This is a genomic window from Streptomyces sp. V4I2 (assembly GCF_030817655.1).
Taxonomy (GTDB): domain Bacteria; phylum Actinomycetota; class Actinomycetes; order Streptomycetales; family Streptomycetaceae; genus Streptomyces; species Streptomyces plumbiresistens.
On sequence record NZ_JAUSZM010000003.1, the window covers coordinates 8,984,367 to 8,998,720 of the forward strand.

General features: G+C 72.7%; 14 protein-coding genes and 1 pseudogene. 2 read left to right on the forward strand and 13 right to left on the reverse strand.

Annotated features, from left to right (window positions below):
• Positions 1-147 precede the first annotated feature (147 nt).
• The 6 genes and pseudogenes from QFZ76_RS42020 to QFZ76_RS42045 all read right to left on the reverse strand — a co-directional run.
• A pseudogene (locus QFZ76_RS42020) lies at positions 148-255 on the reverse strand (FAD-dependent oxidoreductase); the annotation flags it as partial.
• 55 nt (positions 256-310) lie between these two features.
• A complete protein-coding gene (locus tag QFZ76_RS42025; RefSeq protein WP_307678591.1) occupies positions 311-847 on the reverse strand; it encodes an NUDIX hydrolase family protein in 537 nt (178 codons plus the stop codon).
• A gap of 33 nt (positions 848-880) precedes the next feature.
• A complete protein-coding gene (locus QFZ76_RS42030) occupies positions 881-2,056 on the reverse strand; it encodes an amidohydrolase family protein (protein ID WP_307678592.1) in 1,176 nt (391 codons plus the stop codon).
• A gap of 1 nt (position 2,057) precedes the next feature.
• Positions 2,058-3,461: a glutamine synthetase family protein gene (locus QFZ76_RS42035; RefSeq protein WP_307678593.1), complete on the reverse strand. Its 1,404-nt coding sequence runs from the start codon at positions 3,459-3,461 to the stop codon at positions 2,058-2,060.
• Positions 3,462-3,500: 39 nt separating this feature from the next.
• A complete protein-coding gene (locus tag QFZ76_RS42040; RefSeq protein ID WP_307678594.1) occupies positions 3,501-4,313 on the reverse strand; it encodes an SAM-dependent methyltransferase in 813 nt (270 codons plus the stop codon).
• A gap of 113 nt (positions 4,314-4,426) precedes the next feature.
• Positions 4,427-5,275, reverse strand: coding sequence for a hypothetical protein (locus tag QFZ76_RS42045; RefSeq protein ID WP_307678595.1), 849 nt, complete (start codon positions 5,273-5,275; stop codon positions 4,427-4,429).
• A gap of 254 nt (positions 5,276-5,529) precedes the next feature.
• Between QFZ76_RS42045 and QFZ76_RS42050 the strand changes: the two genes are divergently transcribed.
• On the forward strand, positions 5,530-6,939 hold the full coding sequence (locus QFZ76_RS42050) for a cytochrome P450 (RefSeq protein WP_307678596.1): 1,410 nt from the start codon (positions 5,530-5,532) through the stop codon (positions 6,937-6,939).
• A 7-nt stretch (positions 6,940-6,946) separates the two neighbouring features.
• Here QFZ76_RS42050 and QFZ76_RS42055 read toward each other — a convergent pair whose 3' ends face one another.
• The 4 genes from QFZ76_RS42055 to QFZ76_RS42070 form a co-directional block, all read right to left on the reverse strand.
• Positions 6,947-7,642 (reverse strand): response regulator transcription factor, encoded by a 696-nt coding sequence (locus tag QFZ76_RS42055; RefSeq protein WP_307678597.1) that lies wholly within the window; start codon positions 7,640-7,642, stop codon positions 6,947-6,949.
• Positions 7,643-7,711: 69 nt separating this feature from the next.
• Positions 7,712-9,733 (reverse strand): FtsX-like permease family protein, encoded by a 2,022-nt coding sequence (locus tag QFZ76_RS42060; RefSeq protein WP_307678598.1) that lies wholly within the window; start codon positions 9,731-9,733, stop codon positions 7,712-7,714.
• Between the two features lie 32 nt (positions 9,734-9,765).
• Positions 9,766-10,449, reverse strand: a complete 684-nt coding sequence (locus tag QFZ76_RS42065; protein WP_307678599.1) for an ABC transporter ATP-binding protein — start codon at positions 10,447-10,449, stop codon at positions 9,766-9,768.
• Between the two features lie 19 nt (positions 10,450-10,468).
• Positions 10,469-10,942 carry a DUF4333 domain-containing protein gene (locus QFZ76_RS42070; RefSeq protein WP_307678600.1) on the reverse strand — a complete coding sequence of 158 codons (474 nt, stop codon included), beginning with the start codon at positions 10,940-10,942 and terminating at the stop codon, positions 10,469-10,471.
• A 77-nt stretch (positions 10,943-11,019) separates the two neighbouring features.
• Here QFZ76_RS42070 and QFZ76_RS42075 point away from each other — a divergent pair, with 77 nt between their 5' ends.
• Entirely contained in the window at positions 11,020-12,168 is a 1,149-nt protein-coding gene (locus tag QFZ76_RS42075; protein WP_307678601.1) for a sensor histidine kinase, read from the forward strand.
• Between the two features lie 95 nt (positions 12,169-12,263).
• Here the strand turns inward: QFZ76_RS42075 and QFZ76_RS42080 are convergent, their stop codons facing one another.
• From QFZ76_RS42080 to QFZ76_RS42090, 3 genes are all read right to left on the reverse strand, one after another.
• Positions 12,264-13,049, reverse strand: a complete 786-nt coding sequence (locus QFZ76_RS42080) for an SAM-dependent methyltransferase (RefSeq protein WP_307680289.1) — start codon at positions 13,047-13,049, stop codon at positions 12,264-12,266.
• Positions 13,050-13,314: 265 nt separating this feature from the next.
• Positions 13,315-13,647: a DUF3140 domain-containing protein gene (locus QFZ76_RS42085; RefSeq protein ID WP_307678602.1), complete on the reverse strand. Its 333-nt coding sequence runs from the start codon at positions 13,645-13,647 to the stop codon at positions 13,315-13,317.
• A 37-nt stretch (positions 13,648-13,684) separates the two neighbouring features.
• Positions 13,685-14,167 (reverse strand): Dps family protein, encoded by a 483-nt coding sequence (locus QFZ76_RS42090; protein WP_266450499.1) that lies wholly within the window; start codon positions 14,165-14,167, stop codon positions 13,685-13,687.
• Between the last annotated feature and the right edge of the window lie 187 nt (positions 14,168-14,354).

Sequence of the window (14,354 nt, forward strand, 5' to 3'; positions counted from 1 at the left end):
GGTGACCCCGCGCGTCAGTCCACGCCGCGCGTCAGTCCACCCCGCGCGCCGACCGGCGCCGGCGGCCGAACTGCGCGAGCCGGGCGATCCCGCACCTAGGTCCCACGCGCCGCCCGGCCAGTCCCCGCCGCACTCGCCGATCCACGCGAAGGATCCACCAGTCACACTCGTGGCGGGGGCCGGCCCCCGCTCGAGCACGGTCACCGAGGCCCCGCGGCGAGCCAGGTGGCAGGCGATCGACGAACCCACGATCCCCGCACCGACGACCGGCCCCGACCGGCCACGACCGGCACTGCCGCCGTCGGACCGCTCAGACCGAGCAGCCCACGTGCGCCAGCGCCTGCTTCAGCAGCACCCCGTGCCCGCCCGGCATCTCGCTCTGCATCGCGGGCGACAGGGCGTCCTGTGGGCTGAACCAGACCAGGTCGAGGGCGTCCTGGCGGGGGCGGCAGTCGCCGCTGACCGGGACGACGTAGGCGAGGGACACCGCGTGCTGACGGGGATCGTGGTACGGCGTGACGCCCTGGGTGGGGAAGTACTCGGCGACGGTGAAGGGCTGCAGGGAGGCCGGGACCCGGGGCAGCGCCATCGGGCCGAGGTCCTTCTCCAGGTTGCGCAGCAGGGCGTCGCGGACCCGTTCGTGGTGCAGGACGCGGCCGGAGACCAGGGTTCGGCTGACCGTTCCGTCGGACCCGATGCGCAGCAGCAGGCCGACGCTGGTGACTTCGCCGCTGTCGTCGACGCGCACGGGCACCGCCTCGACGTACAGGATCGGCATCCGGGCGCGCGCCATCTCGAGCTCGTCGGAAGTGAGCCAGCCGGGCGTGGTATCGGTCATGTCAGACATTGCTTGATCATACTTTCCGGGAATCGCGAACGCTCAGTCGCTGTGGCGGTCGGTGCTGGGCGGGTGGGGATCGGTGTCGGTCGGGGGCAGTCCGTAGAGGCGGCGGGCGTTGTCGCCGCCCGCCCACGCCGCGATCCGCAGCGCGTCCGGCAGACTCAGCTCGTCGGCGTCCACCCGCGCCTGGAGCAGGCCGGCCAAGCCCTGCCGGAAGGCCAGCGCGCCGAGGTGGTAGAACTCCGCCACACCGTACGCGTCGGAGCTGTACAGCAGTTTGCGGAACGGCGTGATCTCCGTCGCCTCCGCCAGGACCGCCCCGGCCCGGGCGGGACCGACGTGGTGCAGGGTGAGCCCCACATCGAGGTACACCTGTTCGAAGACCGCCGACAGATAGGCCGCCTGGCGCTGGTAGGGCCAGCAGTGCAGCAGGAGCACCGGGATGGTGCCGGCGGTCAGGTGCAGCCAGTCCGTCAGGTGCGTGGGATCCACCCGGTGCAGCCGGATGTCCGCGTCCCCGAAGCCGGTGTGCAGCTGGAGGGGCAGCCCCAGGTCCACGGCCGTCCACAGCAGCTGCCGTACGAGGACCGGATCGGCCAGCCGGCCGCCGCCCTCGGCGAGCCAGCGCCGGGCCGCCTCGGTGACGTCCGTGTCCGAGGGCCTCGCCGGGTCCAGGTCGAAGCCGGTGCGGTAGGCGGCGACGGACTTCACCGCCACCACGCCGGGCCGCCGTACGGCCTCCAGCGCGGCAGCGCGAAACGTTTCCGCGTACGCGTCGGGCTCGACCCCGCCCGCCGCCACCGCCTCGGCGACGGCCTCCAGCCGTACCACCTCGTACGCCCGGCCGCCCGCGGCCCCGGCCAGTTCCCGCGGCGCGGTGAGCCGGTCCGGGGTGAACCCGGTGTCGACGCAGAACACCTCGGTGCCCGCGGCGGCGAGGAACCGGCGGTTCACCTCGCGCGCGCCCAGCTCGGCCCGCCGGGCCAGGTACTCCTCGGCGGGCGCGTGGCGCGGCAGGTCCAGCAGGGGAGCGCAGTGGCGGCGGACGGCCACGCCGACCGGACTGTCGAACGGCGAGATCCCCGGCCACGCCTCGCCCTCGGTGAGCAGCGACTCGAAGCCGGCCCGGTCGAGGTCGGCGGTGACGACCCCGTGGCAGTGGTGGTCCACCAGCCGCACGGCGGCGAGTGCTTCGTGCACGGGACCCGCGCCCATGTCAGTACTTCCAGCGGTACGCCGCCGCCACGCCCTCGTCGTCCAGCCCGGCCACGGCCGCGATCTCCCCCAGGCGTACGGCGATCACCGCGTCGGCGAGGACAGGGCCCAGCGCGGTCCGCGGCACCTCGTCGGCGCGGAACGCCTCGACCGCCTCGGACAGGGTCGCCGGCAGCCGTCGTACACCCCGGGCCGCCGCCTTCTCCGCGTCGAGCAGGGCCGGATCCCCGGTGGTCTCCTCGGGCAGCGGCGCGGACGAGGCCAGGCCGTCCAGGCCGGCGGCGATCAGACCGGCGAGCGCGAGATAGGGGTTGGCGGCCAGGTCGACCGGCTTGACCTCCAGGTTCGCGGCCCGGTCGCGGACCCCCGCCGTGCCCGTGATCACGCGCAGCGCCGCCTCGCGGGTCTCGCGGCCCCAGGCGGTGAACACCCCGGCCCACTGGGACGGTTTGAGCCGCAGATAGCTGGCCGGGCTCGGCGCGGTCACGGCGGTGAGAGCGGGCAGGTGGGCGAGCACCCCGGCCGTGAAGGACTCGGCCTCGGCCGTCATGCCGTACCGGCCGCCGCCCCCGGAGTGCAGGTTCGTGCCGTCGCGCCAGGCGGAGAGGTGGATGTGGCCGCCGTTGCCGACGCCCTCGGCGAAGACCGCCGGGGCGAAGGAGACCACGAGGCCGTGGCGCCCCGCCACCGCGCGGATCGTCTGCCGGACCAGCACACTGCTGTCGGCCGCCGCCACCGGGTCGAGCGCGCCCACCGACACCTCGAACTGCCCGGCCGCGTACTCCGGATGGAGCTGCTCGACCTCAACACCCTGTGCCGCCAGGGCCGCCAGCAGGTCGGCGGTGTAGTCGCCGAGCTCGACCTGCCGGGTGGCGCTGTACGCCGGTCCCGTCGTCGCGGGCACGAAGTCCCCGTCAGCCGACGGCCCTTGACCGACGGCCCACTCGATCTCGATGCCCCCTTTGAAGTCGAGGCCGTGCCGCTCGGCGGCCTCCCTGACGATCCGGCGCAGAAGAGTACGCCCGCAGGCCGGATGCGGTTCGCCCTCCTGCGTGATCCGGTCGACCGGCGCCCACGCCCAGCCGGGCTGCCCGGCCAGCGCCACCAGTCGGTCCAGGTCGGGATACAGCCGCAGATCGCCGTCCGGTGAGCCGAGCACGTCGGTGGCGACGATCGAGTCGTCGGCGAGGAAGGTGTCGAACACCGGCGACATGCCGACGCCCCAGGTCACCGCCGCCGCGAGCCGCTTCGTTGGGACGGTCTTGACCCGGGTGACACCCGCGGTGTCGACGTAGGCGAGGACGATGCCGTGCACGCCCCGGCCGGCCAGCTCGTCGGCGAGCGCGGCGGCCCGTTCGGGCTCTCCGGGGCGTCCGCCGGGGACGGGGTCGGCAAGGGTGGTCATACGTCCTCCATGACGAGCTCGGCCGGATCGGCGCCTGCGTCAGGGTTTCACGGCCACCGCGCCGAACTGCGGTACCACGACGGGGGAATCGGGCTCGGCACGCCACTGCGAGCACGACACCAGCCCCGGCTCCAGCAGTTCGAGTCCCTCGAAGAACGCGGCGATGTCCTCGCGGCTGCGGGCGCAGATCGGCGGCGTGGCGTTCTCGTTCCAGAACTTCATCGCCGGGATCTGGCCCTCGCCGCCGAGGTCGGCGTCGAAGGTGGGGTGCGTCAGGGCCAGGTAACTGCCGGAGGGCAGCTCGGCCATGACGCGGCGCGCGATGTCCCGCGCCTTGGCGGTGTCCAGGACGAAATTGAGGATGCCCAGCATCATGACCGCGACCGGCTTGCTGAAGTCGAGGGTCTGCGCGGCCCGTTCGAGGATGGCGTCCGGGTCGTGCACGTCGGCGTCGATGTAGTCGGTGACGCCCCCGCTGGTGCTGGTGAGCAGGGTGCGGGCGTGCATCAGGACGATGGGGTCGTTGTCGACGTAGACGATCCGCGACTCGGGTGCGATGCGCTGGGCGATCTCGTGGGTGTTGTCCACCGTCGGCAGTCCGGTGCCGATGTCGAGGAACTGGCGGACGCCCTGCTCCTCGGCGAGGAACCGTACCGCCCGGCCCAGGAACCAGCGGTCGGCGCGGGCGATCTCCCGGATGATCGGGAACATCCCGGCGACCTGCTCGCCGACCTGCTGGTCGACCTCGTAGTTGTCCTTGCCGCCGATCCAGTAGTTCCACACGCGCGCGTTGTGCGCCACACCGGTGTTCAGCCTCGCCGACTCGCCGGACGGGGTGTGGCTCTCGCTCACGTCTTCGCTCCTTCTCGCGCCTGCTGCCGTCGCCGCCATTGTGCCGTCCGATGATCAGCTTGTCCCGGAAACGGTCGAGCCGAAAGGCGGTTCGCAGCGGCGGGAGCGGGTGGTCAGTCGATCTCGCCGGGGTCCGCGGCCGGTGTCCGGCCCGCCTGTACGTCCTTCAGCCGCTGGGTGCCCTGCTCGACCGCCCGCTCGACCGAGTCGTCCTCGCCCCCGTCGAGACCACCGGCGGTGACGGTGATCGCGTCGGTACCGACCCGGACGACGGCGACGTCCAGGGTGAGGGTGGCCGGCGTGTCGGCGGCCGTGCCCTGCACGGTCACGTGCAGGCCCTGCCGGGCGTCGCCCACGTTCGGCACGGAGGTCTTGGTCACCTGGACCGTGCGCTCGTCGCCTGTGTCATCGGTCGCCGTGAACTGGTCGCACTCGGCGGGCAGGGTCTCCAGCCAGGCCAGGGACTCGTCGAGGGCCACCTTGTCGTAGGCGGCGACCTGCTGGAGAAGGCGGGAGTCACCCTGCTCGAAGCCCCTGAGCGCGCCCGCCCCGGACGGCTTGCCCAGCAGGTCGTCGCTGTAGAGGGTGTCGAGCAGTTGCCGGCAGTCGGCGGCGTCGGCCTTGGCGGTCAGGAACTCCGCGACGTCGACCTCGCCGACGAGCATGTTCTCGCGCCAGGAGGCGGCCTCCTTGTCGCCCACCTGCGCCCAGTCGTCCTCCAGGTCGGCCTCGGTGAGCAGCGCGGCCCGGGCCCCGGCCGCGGTGAGACGGCCGGCCTGCGAGGTGGTCGGCGAGGCGGTGGGCGACTTCGCGGCCAACGGCGAGGCGGCGACTTCCGCGGCCGCGGAACCGCCGTCGCTGTCGCCGCCGTCGTCCGAGCAGGCCGCGGTGACCATCAGCACGCCCGCCGCCAGGGCCGAGGCGAGGAACCGGACGGAACGCGAGGACGGACGAGCGGTCATCGAGGGTGCCTCCTGAGAAACGGGTACGTCTCCTCAGCGCACCACCGGCCCTCTCGGCCCACCAGCGCACGGGCCTGTTCGGGTGAGGGGTGCGCCAGGTGGTGGCGCGACTTGAGGAGGGGTTGTGCGTTTCTCATTACTGGCGGGTACCCCGCTGTGTGATGCGCGCGATTCCTGAGGTACGGTCTCACCGGTCCGCAAGCACTCACAGGCTGCGGACCGCTACAGGCAGTGTCGAAGGGGGCGGCAGAACCATGGAGTTCCACCTGGTCGACGAAGGGGAGTCGGCGCCGAACGGCGCGCGGCTGGAAGCCCTGGACCCGGAGCCCCTGCTGACCCGGGACTACGAGACGCGTCCCGGGCTCGTCTACGAGCGGCTGCGACAGCGCCACGGTCCGGTCGCGCCGGTCGACCTGCTCGGCGTGCCCGCGTGGCTCGTCCTCGGCTACCGCGAGTCGCTCGAGGTGCTGCAGGACGACGCCGGGTGGCCCAAGGGTCTGGAGAACTGGCGGGCCCGGTCGGAGGGCCGGGTGCCCGCCGACTGGCCGCTGGGCCCCTCCCTCGAGGTCAACCACGTGCTGATCCAGGGCGGTCCGGGCTACCCCGCGCTGCGCACCGCCTGGGACGCGGCACTCCGGCCGTTCCAGGACCCCCGGCACCCCCAGGCCAAGCGGCTGAAGTCGGCCGTCACGGTCTACGCCGACGAGCTGATCACTCTGCTCGCCCAAGGCGGCGGCACCGGCATGGCCGACCTGTCGGCGCAGTTCTCCCGACCGCTCCCGCTGATGGCGGCGAGCCACCTGCTCGGCTTCCCCGGCTCCCAGGGCGACGACGCCCTCATGGACATGTGGCGGGTGCTGGACGCGGGCCCGGACGCCGAACCCGCCCTGGAGCGGCTCCTGAAGACGCTCTCGGAGCTGGCCGCCGCCAAGCTCGAGCGACCGGGGGACGACTTCCCCTCCCACCTGCTGGCCGCCCATCCCGACCTCTCGGTCGACGAGCTGGCCCGGGAACTGTTCATGCTGCTCGGCATGACCTCCGACCACGTCGGCATCCTCATCTCCAACACCGTGGTCGAGGTGATCTCCGGAGACCGCGAGGGCGGAGTGCGCACCACCCTGTCCGCGGGAATGGTCCGGGAGACCATGAACCGGGTGGTCATGCGCAAGCCGCCCCTGGTCAACTTCGTCCCGCGGTTCGCGACCGCGGACACCCGGCTCGGGAACTACACCATCCACGCCGGCGACCCCGTGTGGGTGTCCTCCGCCGCCGCGCACGCCGACCCCCTCTTCTCCGGACAGATGACACCGGGCTCCTCCACCATCAGCAGCCGCGCGCACCTCTCGTGGGGTGCGGGGCCCCGCCAGTGTCCGGCCCGCGAGCTGGCGTCGACGATCGCGGCGGCCGGAGTGAGCCGCCTCTTCGAACGGTTCGGCCACCTGGAACTCGCCCTCCCCGTAGACCAACTGCCCTGGCGCTCCTCGCCGTTCATGCGAGGGCTGCGCTCGCTGCCCGTGCGCTACGAGCTCACCGCATCGCCCGCACGGTATGTCCCGGCGCTCCCGGAGGCCGAGACGCCCGCCGCGGACGTACCGGACCAGGCAGCCAAGCGCCGGTCGTCGCTGTGGCGGTACCTGACGGGCCTCATCCGCTCGGACGGCTGAGCGGCGGTCAAGTTCCGGCCCGCGCCTGCCCGTTCTGCCACGCCCAGGCCGCGATCTCCACCCGGTTCCGCGCCGCCAGCTTGAGCTGGACGCTGGACAGGTGCGTCTTGACCGTGGACAGGGAGACGTACAACTCGGCGGCGATCTCCGCGTTGGTGCGGCCGAGGGCGACCAGGCGGACCACGTCGAGTTCGCGGTCGGTGAGGGGTTCGGCGGGGGACGCCGGACGGGCCGGGGCGCTCGGCTGCGGGGTCTCGGTGACGTGTTTGAGGAGACGGACGGTGACCGACGGGGAGACCAGGGAGTCGCCGGCCGCGGCCGCACGGACCGCCTCCGCCAGCAGGGTCGGCCCCGAGTCCTTGAGCAGGAACCCGCACGCGCCGCCGCGCAGCGCCCCGTACACGTACTCGTCGAGGTCGAAGGTGGTCACCACGACCACCCGCATCGGGTCGGCGACCTGAGGCCCCGCCAGCATCCGGGTGGCCTCCAGCCCGTCCAGCTTCGGCATCCGGATGTCCAGCAGGCACACGTCCGGTCGCACCTCGCGGGCCAGCGCGACGGCCTCCTCGCCGTCGGCGGCCACGGCGACCACCGTGATGTCGGGCTGCGCGTCCAGGAAGAAGCGGAAGCCGGTACGGACCATCTCCTGGTCGTCGGCGATGAGGACACGGATGGGGGCGCCGGGCGGGGTGGGGCTCGTCATGGCTCGATCATGCCTCAGGGGTTGGAGGGGGAGGGCCCGCCGGCAGGTGCCGGCGGGCCCCGGCGCTCATCAGTCCGCGGTCGGGGCCGGACCGTCCGTGACCTTCCGCAGCAGCGGTCTGCTGCCGGCGATGGCGGCGAACATCGCCAGCGCGCCGACGACCACGCAGGCGGCCAGCTGCAGGGCCCCGGTGGTGTTGATCGTGACGTCGGCCGCCTTGTTGAGCTGGTAGGAGCCGTAGACCCCCATCGCGGTGGTGCCGCCGGCCAGGACGACCAGGGGGAGGACCGTCTCGCGCACCCGGGCCCGGTTCAGTACCCGCAACGGGGTGCCGGCCAGCCGCAGCAGGCCGTAGACGCGCCGCCGGTCCAGGACGTTCGCCGCCGCGGTGAGTCCGGCGGAGGCGGTCGCCAAGGCGAAGCTCAGGGCCAGGGTGGCGGTGCTGACGTCGGAGACGCGGTCGATGGCGACGCGGTCGGACGCCGTCGCGTAGTCCTCGGTGTACGGAGGCGTGCCCGCCGCGACGGACGTGAGGGCGGTGACGGCCGCGTCGATCCGCTCCGTACCGCCGACGACATGGGCGATCACCCCCGGGTTGCCGCCCAGCAGGGTGTCGAAGTCGTCGGCGCCGCCTGTCGTGACGGTCGCGGTGACGCCCGCGCGGTCGAGCAGTGTACGGGCCTCGGTGGCGGCGTGCCGGGCGTCGGCGGCGCTCGGGGCGACCACGGCGACCTGGTCCCCGTAGTCCGAGCTCCCCAGCTGACTGCCCAGCTGGCTGACGGAGAAGAACCCGGCAACGAATCCGGCGAGCACCAGCCCGCTGACGGTGCGCCAGGCGCCGCGCGGGTCGTCGCTGAGCCGCCGCGCGGCCAGCAGGGTCGCCGGGCGACGGGCGAAGCGGCCCACGATCCGGCCCAGCCGGTCCACGACCCACGGCCCGAACAGCCAGAACGTGCCGTAGAACAGCCCCAGCAGGACCAGCGCCTGCCGGGACGACAGCTGGCCGCCGCCCGCGGACTGCCATATGTAGAGCAGGGCCACCGCGAACAGAGCGAACCGGATCCAGCGGGTGCGGCGCGGATTCGTCTCCTGGGCGACGCCCAGCGGCGCGGTCGCCACCTGGCGCAGCATCGACACCGCGCTGACGGTGAGGAGCACTGTGACACCGGCCACCACGGCGGCGCACCACGGCAGGCCCACCCACAACTGATCGGTGTACCAGCCGCCGACGCCGTACGGGATCTCGGCGAGGACCGGCAGCAGCGCCATGTACGCGAGCGCGCCCGTCAGGGCTCCGGCCACGCCGACCGCCGCCGCCTCGACCGCGGTCATCGTGAGGATCTGCCGGGGCGTGGCCCCGGCCAGACGCAGCGCGGCCAGCCGTTGCTCGCGGCGGGCCGCGCCGAGCCTCCCGGCCGCCGAGGACAGCACGACCACGGGCATCGCCAGCAGCACCAGACCCAGCAGCACCATCCCCTTGTCCAAGCCGGTGAGCAGGGGCTTCTGCGTTCCGGAGAACCCGGAGATCTCGGCACGGGCACTCTGCCCCTCGTCGAACCACGGAGTGCTGCCTTCGGCCGCCGCGGACACCGCCGGGTCGCCCGACGCCCGTCCCACCACGGCGACCAGTTCGTCGGGCGAGGCGAGACCGGCGGCGCCGATCGTGCCGTACGACGTCACCTTCGGGAAGCGGTCGGCCAGTTGGTTCGCGGGGAGCTCGCGCAGCAGCGCGGCCAGGGCGGGAGAGACGTACACCTCGCCCTTCCCGGGGAAGGTGCTCAGGCCGGGCGGGGCGGGGGTCGTCCCGCGGCCGGGCAGTCGGGCCAGCGAGACGACGGTCACGGGCTCGTGGCGGACGTACGTCGTGGCGAGCGCCTGGACGGCGGTGGCCCGCTTCGCCGGTACGGCGTCGGGGGTGCGCCAGGTCGTGTGGTCGGCGCGGATGCCGGCGCCGGAGGTGGCGGCGATCATCACCAGCATGACGAACGCGCCGACGGCGGCGGCCCCGGCCGCCAGCAGCTGGCTCTGCAGGCCGCGGCGGCCGGAGGACCGGGCCAGATGCCAGGTCAGGGGCAGGACGGGGGAACGCATCGGTGTCTCCGGAGGTTCTGGGCGCGAGGGTCTCAGGCGGCCGTGTACTGGGTGTAGTGGGTGATCTGGCCGTCCCGGACCTGGAGGATGCGGTCGCAGTGGGCGGCGACATCCGCGTCGTGCGTGACCATGACCAGGGCGGCGCCCTGCTCGCGGGTGACCGAGGTCAGCAGCCGGACGACCTCCGTGCTGGTGGTCTGGTCCAGGGCGCCGGTCGGCTCGTCCGCGAAGACGACGTCCGGTTCGACGACCAGGGCGCGGGCGATCGCCACCCGCTGGGCCTGACCGCCGGACAGCTGGCCGGGCCGGCGCTTCTCCAGCCCGTCGATGCCGAGCGGGGCGAACCAACGGCGGGCCCGCTCGACGGCCCGCCCACGGGGCATGTCTTCCAGCATCAGCGGCAGGGCCACGTTCTCCTCGGCGGGCAGTTCCGGCAGCAGCTGGCCGAACTGGAAGACGAACCCGAAGCGCTTCCGGCGCAGCGCGCTGAGCCGGTTCTCCCCCAGCTTGTCGATGCGCTCGCCGCGCAGCAGCACCTGCCCGTCGTCCGGGCGGACGATCCCGGCCAGGGTGTGCAGCAGGGTGGACTTGCCGGACCCGGACGGGCCCATGATCGCCAGCGAGTCGCGCTCGCCGACCTCGACGTCCACGCCGGACAGGGCGGTGGTGGAGCCGTACTTCTTCACGAGGCCGTGACCGGCCAGAACGGTGTTCATGATGTGGCGGGGCCCTTTTCTAGCGCTCGAACTTCCAGGTGACGGAGTGGGCCGTGGCCTTGACCACGGTGACCGGTATGTCGACGGTCTCCCCGTCGCTCTTCTTGCCGGTGCACGTGACGGTGGCCCCGGCGACGGCCTTGAGGCCGGTGGGACAGGTGACCCCGGAGACCTTCGCCCCGACCCAGGGCAGCGGGTGGTACTTGCTCTCGGTGCGGCCCGCGACGATGCCGGCGGCCAGTGCCCGGTGTCCGCCGACGGACACCGCGGAATCGTCGTTCAGCCCGGTGGTCGACTGTGTTCCGGACAGCAGGTGGGTGCCGACACCGAAGACGGCCGCGACGGCGGCGGCACCGCCGACGGCACCGACGAGGAACTTGCGCTGCATCACGTACTCCTGAGGGCTCTGATGGCTGGGGCGCAGGCTGCGGCTCCGCCTGCTGAGGAAGTGGCTCCACCCTCGCCCGCGCACCCGGCCGCGCGCCTCGGCCATACGGTCAGGGTTCGCGCGGTGCCGCCTCGACCGTTCGGCCGATCCCGCCGCCGTCCGCGCCGCATACCGTGAGCGGCATGAGATCCGTTTCTCCCCGGGGCCTGGCCAGGGGCTTCGGCGTCGGTGCCCTGCTCAGCGCGGCGACTGTCGACCTGGCCTACGCGGCCGGCCAGGACGCCGGCGCCTGGCCGGCCGCGGTCGTGCTGCTTGTCGGCGGCGCCGCCGTGCTGTGGCCCGCCGACCGGCGCCCCGCCTGGCTCACCCCACAGGTGCGCACGGTCGTGCCCGCCGTGGTCTCCGGCCTCTGCACACTGGCCACGGTGGAGTACCCGGAGGCCCTGTTCGGCCCGGGCGAGCTGACCATCCTGCTGTGCCTGCTGTTCATCGCCGTACGGCACTGTCCGCGCGGATCGGTCGTGGCGTGCGGCGCGCTCGTCGGCGGTGCCGTCCTGGCGCTGCCGGTGCGGGCCCTGCGCAGCGAGCCGGACACCATGCAGGGCTTCATGCTGATCGCACTGGTCCTGATCGGACTCACCGCCGGGTTCGCCGCCTACCTGCGCTCCATGGACTACCGCCGGACCGTGGCCGTCAGCGAGACCCGCCGCTCGGAGCGCCTCGCCATCGCCGCCGACCTGCACGACTTCGTCGCTCACCACGTCACCGGGATCCTCGTCCAGAGCCAGGTGGCCCGCATGATGGCAGACTCGCGGCAGGACGAACTCGACCCCGTCCTCGCCGGCATCGAGCGCGCCGCGACCGAGGCGCTGGCGTCCATGCGCCGCACGGTCGGCGTGCTGCGCGACGCCGGCACCGACCCGGCCGACCGCCGCCCGGTGGGCGACCTCGTCGGCATCACCGACCTCACGGAGGGCTTCGCCGGCCCCTTCCAGAAGGTCACCCTGCTCCGCGACCCCACCGTCCCCGACGACCTTCCGCACGAGGTGCAGGCGGCCTCCTTCCGCGTCGTCCAGGAGGCGCTGACCAACGTACGGCGCCACGCGGGCGACGCCACCCAGGTCACCGTCCGTCTACGCCGCGACGAGGGCCGGCTGGAGGTGTCGGTCACGGACGACGGCCGCGGCGGCAGCCGGCTCCCGGACGCCGCACACGGCGGTGGCTTCGGCCTCGTCGGCCTCAAGGAACGGGTGACGGCGCTGGGGGGCGACCTGCACGCGGGGCCGCGCGGCGGGCACGGCTGGGAGGTGCGGGCGGTGTTCCCGACGTGAGGGGATCGGAGGGTGCGGACGACTGTCGCGCATGGCGGAGTGAACGCGCTGGCGTCAGGGCGTCGGTGTCGGGGCGTCGGTTCAGGGCGTCGGTTTCAGGGCTTGAGGCCGACCGCGCCGTACAGCGACACGGGCCCCTCCCCGTCGGGTTTCTCGCCTTCCGCGGTGAGCTCCGGATGCCAGTCGGCGACCGACACGATTCCCGGCTCCATCACCTCGAGCCCCTTGAAGAATCCGCCCATTTCGGCCTGTGACCGGGCCACCAGCGTCACCCCGCCCGCCGCATAGGCGGCGATGCCCCGCCGTACGGACTCAGGCTCGAAGTCCGCCGTCATCGCCGACAGCACCAGGCAACTGCCCGGCGCGAGGGCCTCGACGAGAGCGTCCACCAGCTCGTACGCGCCGTCCTCGTCCGCGACGAAGTGCAGCAGGGCGATCAGGGACAGGGCGATGGGCCGGTCGAAGTCGAGGACGCGGCGGGCCTGTTCGAGGATGCCTCGCGGATCGCGCGCGTCCGCCTGGAGATACTCCGTCACGCCCTCGGGGGTGCCGTGCAGCAGGGCCTCGGCGTGGGCCAGGACGATCGGGTCGTTGTCGACGTAGACGACCCGGGCGTCCGGGGCGACGGACTGGGCGATCTGGTGGAGGTTGGGCTCGGTGGGTATGCCCGTGCCGATGTCGAGGAACTGGCGGATTCCCGCCTCCCGGGCGAGTCGGCGGGTGGCCCGCTGCATGAACCGGCGGTTGGCGTGGGCCGCCCGCGGGGCTCCCGTATCGATGGCCATGATCTGCCGGCCGAGTTCCTCGTCGACCAGGTAGTTGTCCTTGCCGCCGAGGAACCAGTCGTAGACCCGCGCCGGATGGGGTCTGGTGGTGTCGATCCGGCTAGGACCGGTCCGATTCGTAGCCGTCCGGCTCGTGTCGGTTCGGTGGACGGCCGGCTCGGTCACGCCGTACTCCTCTGCTCGACAAGGCCCGCCGAACACTCGGCAGGCTGTTCGAGCAGTCTGGCACGATCATGCGACGTGGCAGAGGCGGTCTTCGGCCACCTGTTCGGCCAAGCGCCGCCGCGTCAACGCGGCGGCGGGCACGGCCGGTTCGGCCACTTCGACCGGTCCAGCGGGACCGGCCGTCGTGGCCGGTCGGTCACGGCTTGAGCGGGTCGTGGCCGATCGTCATCAGGCGCTGGCGGCGGGCCGTGTCCTCGGCCGTCGGCTCGTTCTCCATATCCGTCTCTTCGACGACGGTGTCGACGACCTCGTGCATCACCCTGAGGTCGTCATCGGTGAGATCCGTGCGCCGCTTCTGCAGGATCGCGAGGACGTGCTGCCCCATGGGCGTACCCGCGTTCTCCGGCAGGGGCTCCGTGTTCTCGTCGGCGTCGCTGACCCGCAGCCATGCGGCCAGCTCCTGCGAGGTCATGTTCACCACGCGGTGGAAGTCCTCCCACAGCGCGTCGAGTTCGAGGGCGTCGGTCATCGAATGCCCCTTCGGTACGTATGGGTTCGGGCGCTGGTCAGCTGTCCTTGGGCCAGTTCTCCGCATCGAACATCCAGCGCTGCTTCTCCAGTTCGGCGGTGACCGTGATCAGCAGGTCCTGGGTGACCGGGTCGGCCTTCTCGGTCGCCTCGATGCGCTCGCGCAGCCGGCCGATCGCCGCCTCCAGGGCCTCGACCATCACCTCGACGACGTCCGAGTCACGGACCCAGCCGTCCTTCGGGCTGGGCAGGGTGAACGCCGACGCGATCGTCTCCGGCCGGCCGTCGGGCGGCAGACCGAGCGCCGAGGAGCGTTCCGCCACGGTGTCGGCGAACTCCCGTGAGGCCGTGACCACTTCGTCGAGCTGGAAGTGGATCGAACGGAAGCGCGGGCCCACCACGTTCCAGTGCGCCTGCTTCCCGATCAGGGAGAGCCCGAGAAGGTCCACCAGCGTGCTCTGCAGTGCGTCCCCGGTGACCTGACGGGCGGCTTCGGGAATCGTGCTCTTCACGACAGTCATACGGTGCTTCTCCTTGCGGCGTCGTCTGTGGTGGTGCGGAGCAGTGCGTCTCGCCCTCCTCCTCCGCGCAACCACTCCATGGCGGCGCGGGTGCCCAGGGCGAACCGGTGCAAACTCCTCGCCGGGGATCTTCCCCAGGAGTCACGGGAGGGTCTGCCTGTAGTCGAAAACTAGCAGTGCTAATTAG

Bases quoted from the DNA above. Each gene is read 5' to 3' on its own strand.
- QFZ76_RS42045 (WP_307678595.1), bottom strand. From the start codon at position 5,275: ATGACCGCTCGTCCGTCCTCGCGTTCCGTCCGGTTCCTCGCCTCGGCC.
- QFZ76_RS42035 (WP_307678593.1), bottom strand. From the start codon at position 3,461: ATGACCACCCTTGCCGACCCCGTCCCCGGCGGACGCCCCGGAGAGCCC.
- QFZ76_RS42090 (WP_266450499.1), bottom strand. From the start codon at position 14,167: ATGACTGTCGTGAAGAGCACGATTCCCGAAGCCGCCCGTCAGGTCACC.
- QFZ76_RS42085 (WP_307678602.1), bottom strand. From the start codon at position 13,647: ATGACCGACGCCCTCGAACTCGACGCGCTGTGGGAGGACTTCCACCGC.
- QFZ76_RS42030 (WP_307678592.1), bottom strand. From the start codon at position 2,056: ATGGGCGCGGGTCCCGTGCACGAAGCACTCGCCGCCGTGCGGCTGGTG.
- QFZ76_RS42075 (WP_307678601.1), top strand. From the start codon at position 11,020: ATGAGATCCGTTTCTCCCCGGGGCCTGGCCAGGGGCTTCGGCGTCGGT.
- QFZ76_RS42025 (WP_307678591.1), bottom strand. From the start codon at position 847: ATGTCTGACATGACCGATACCACGCCCGGCTGGCTCACTTCCGACGAG.
- QFZ76_RS42055 (WP_307678597.1), bottom strand. From the start codon at position 7,642: ATGACGAGCCCCACCCCGCCCGGCGCCCCCATCCGTGTCCTCATCGCC.
- QFZ76_RS42060 (WP_307678598.1), bottom strand. From the start codon at position 9,733: ATGCGTTCCCCCGTCCTGCCCCTGACCTGGCATCTGGCCCGGTCCTCC.
- QFZ76_RS42070 (WP_307678600.1), bottom strand. From the start codon at position 10,942: ATGGCCGAGGCGCGCGGCCGGGTGCGCGGGCGAGGGTGGAGCCACTTC.
- QFZ76_RS42065 (WP_307678599.1), bottom strand. From the start codon at position 10,449: ATGAACACCGTTCTGGCCGGTCACGGCCTCGTGAAGAAGTACGGCTCC.
- QFZ76_RS42050 (WP_307678596.1), top strand. From the start codon at position 5,530: ATGGAGTTCCACCTGGTCGACGAAGGGGAGTCGGCGCCGAACGGCGCG.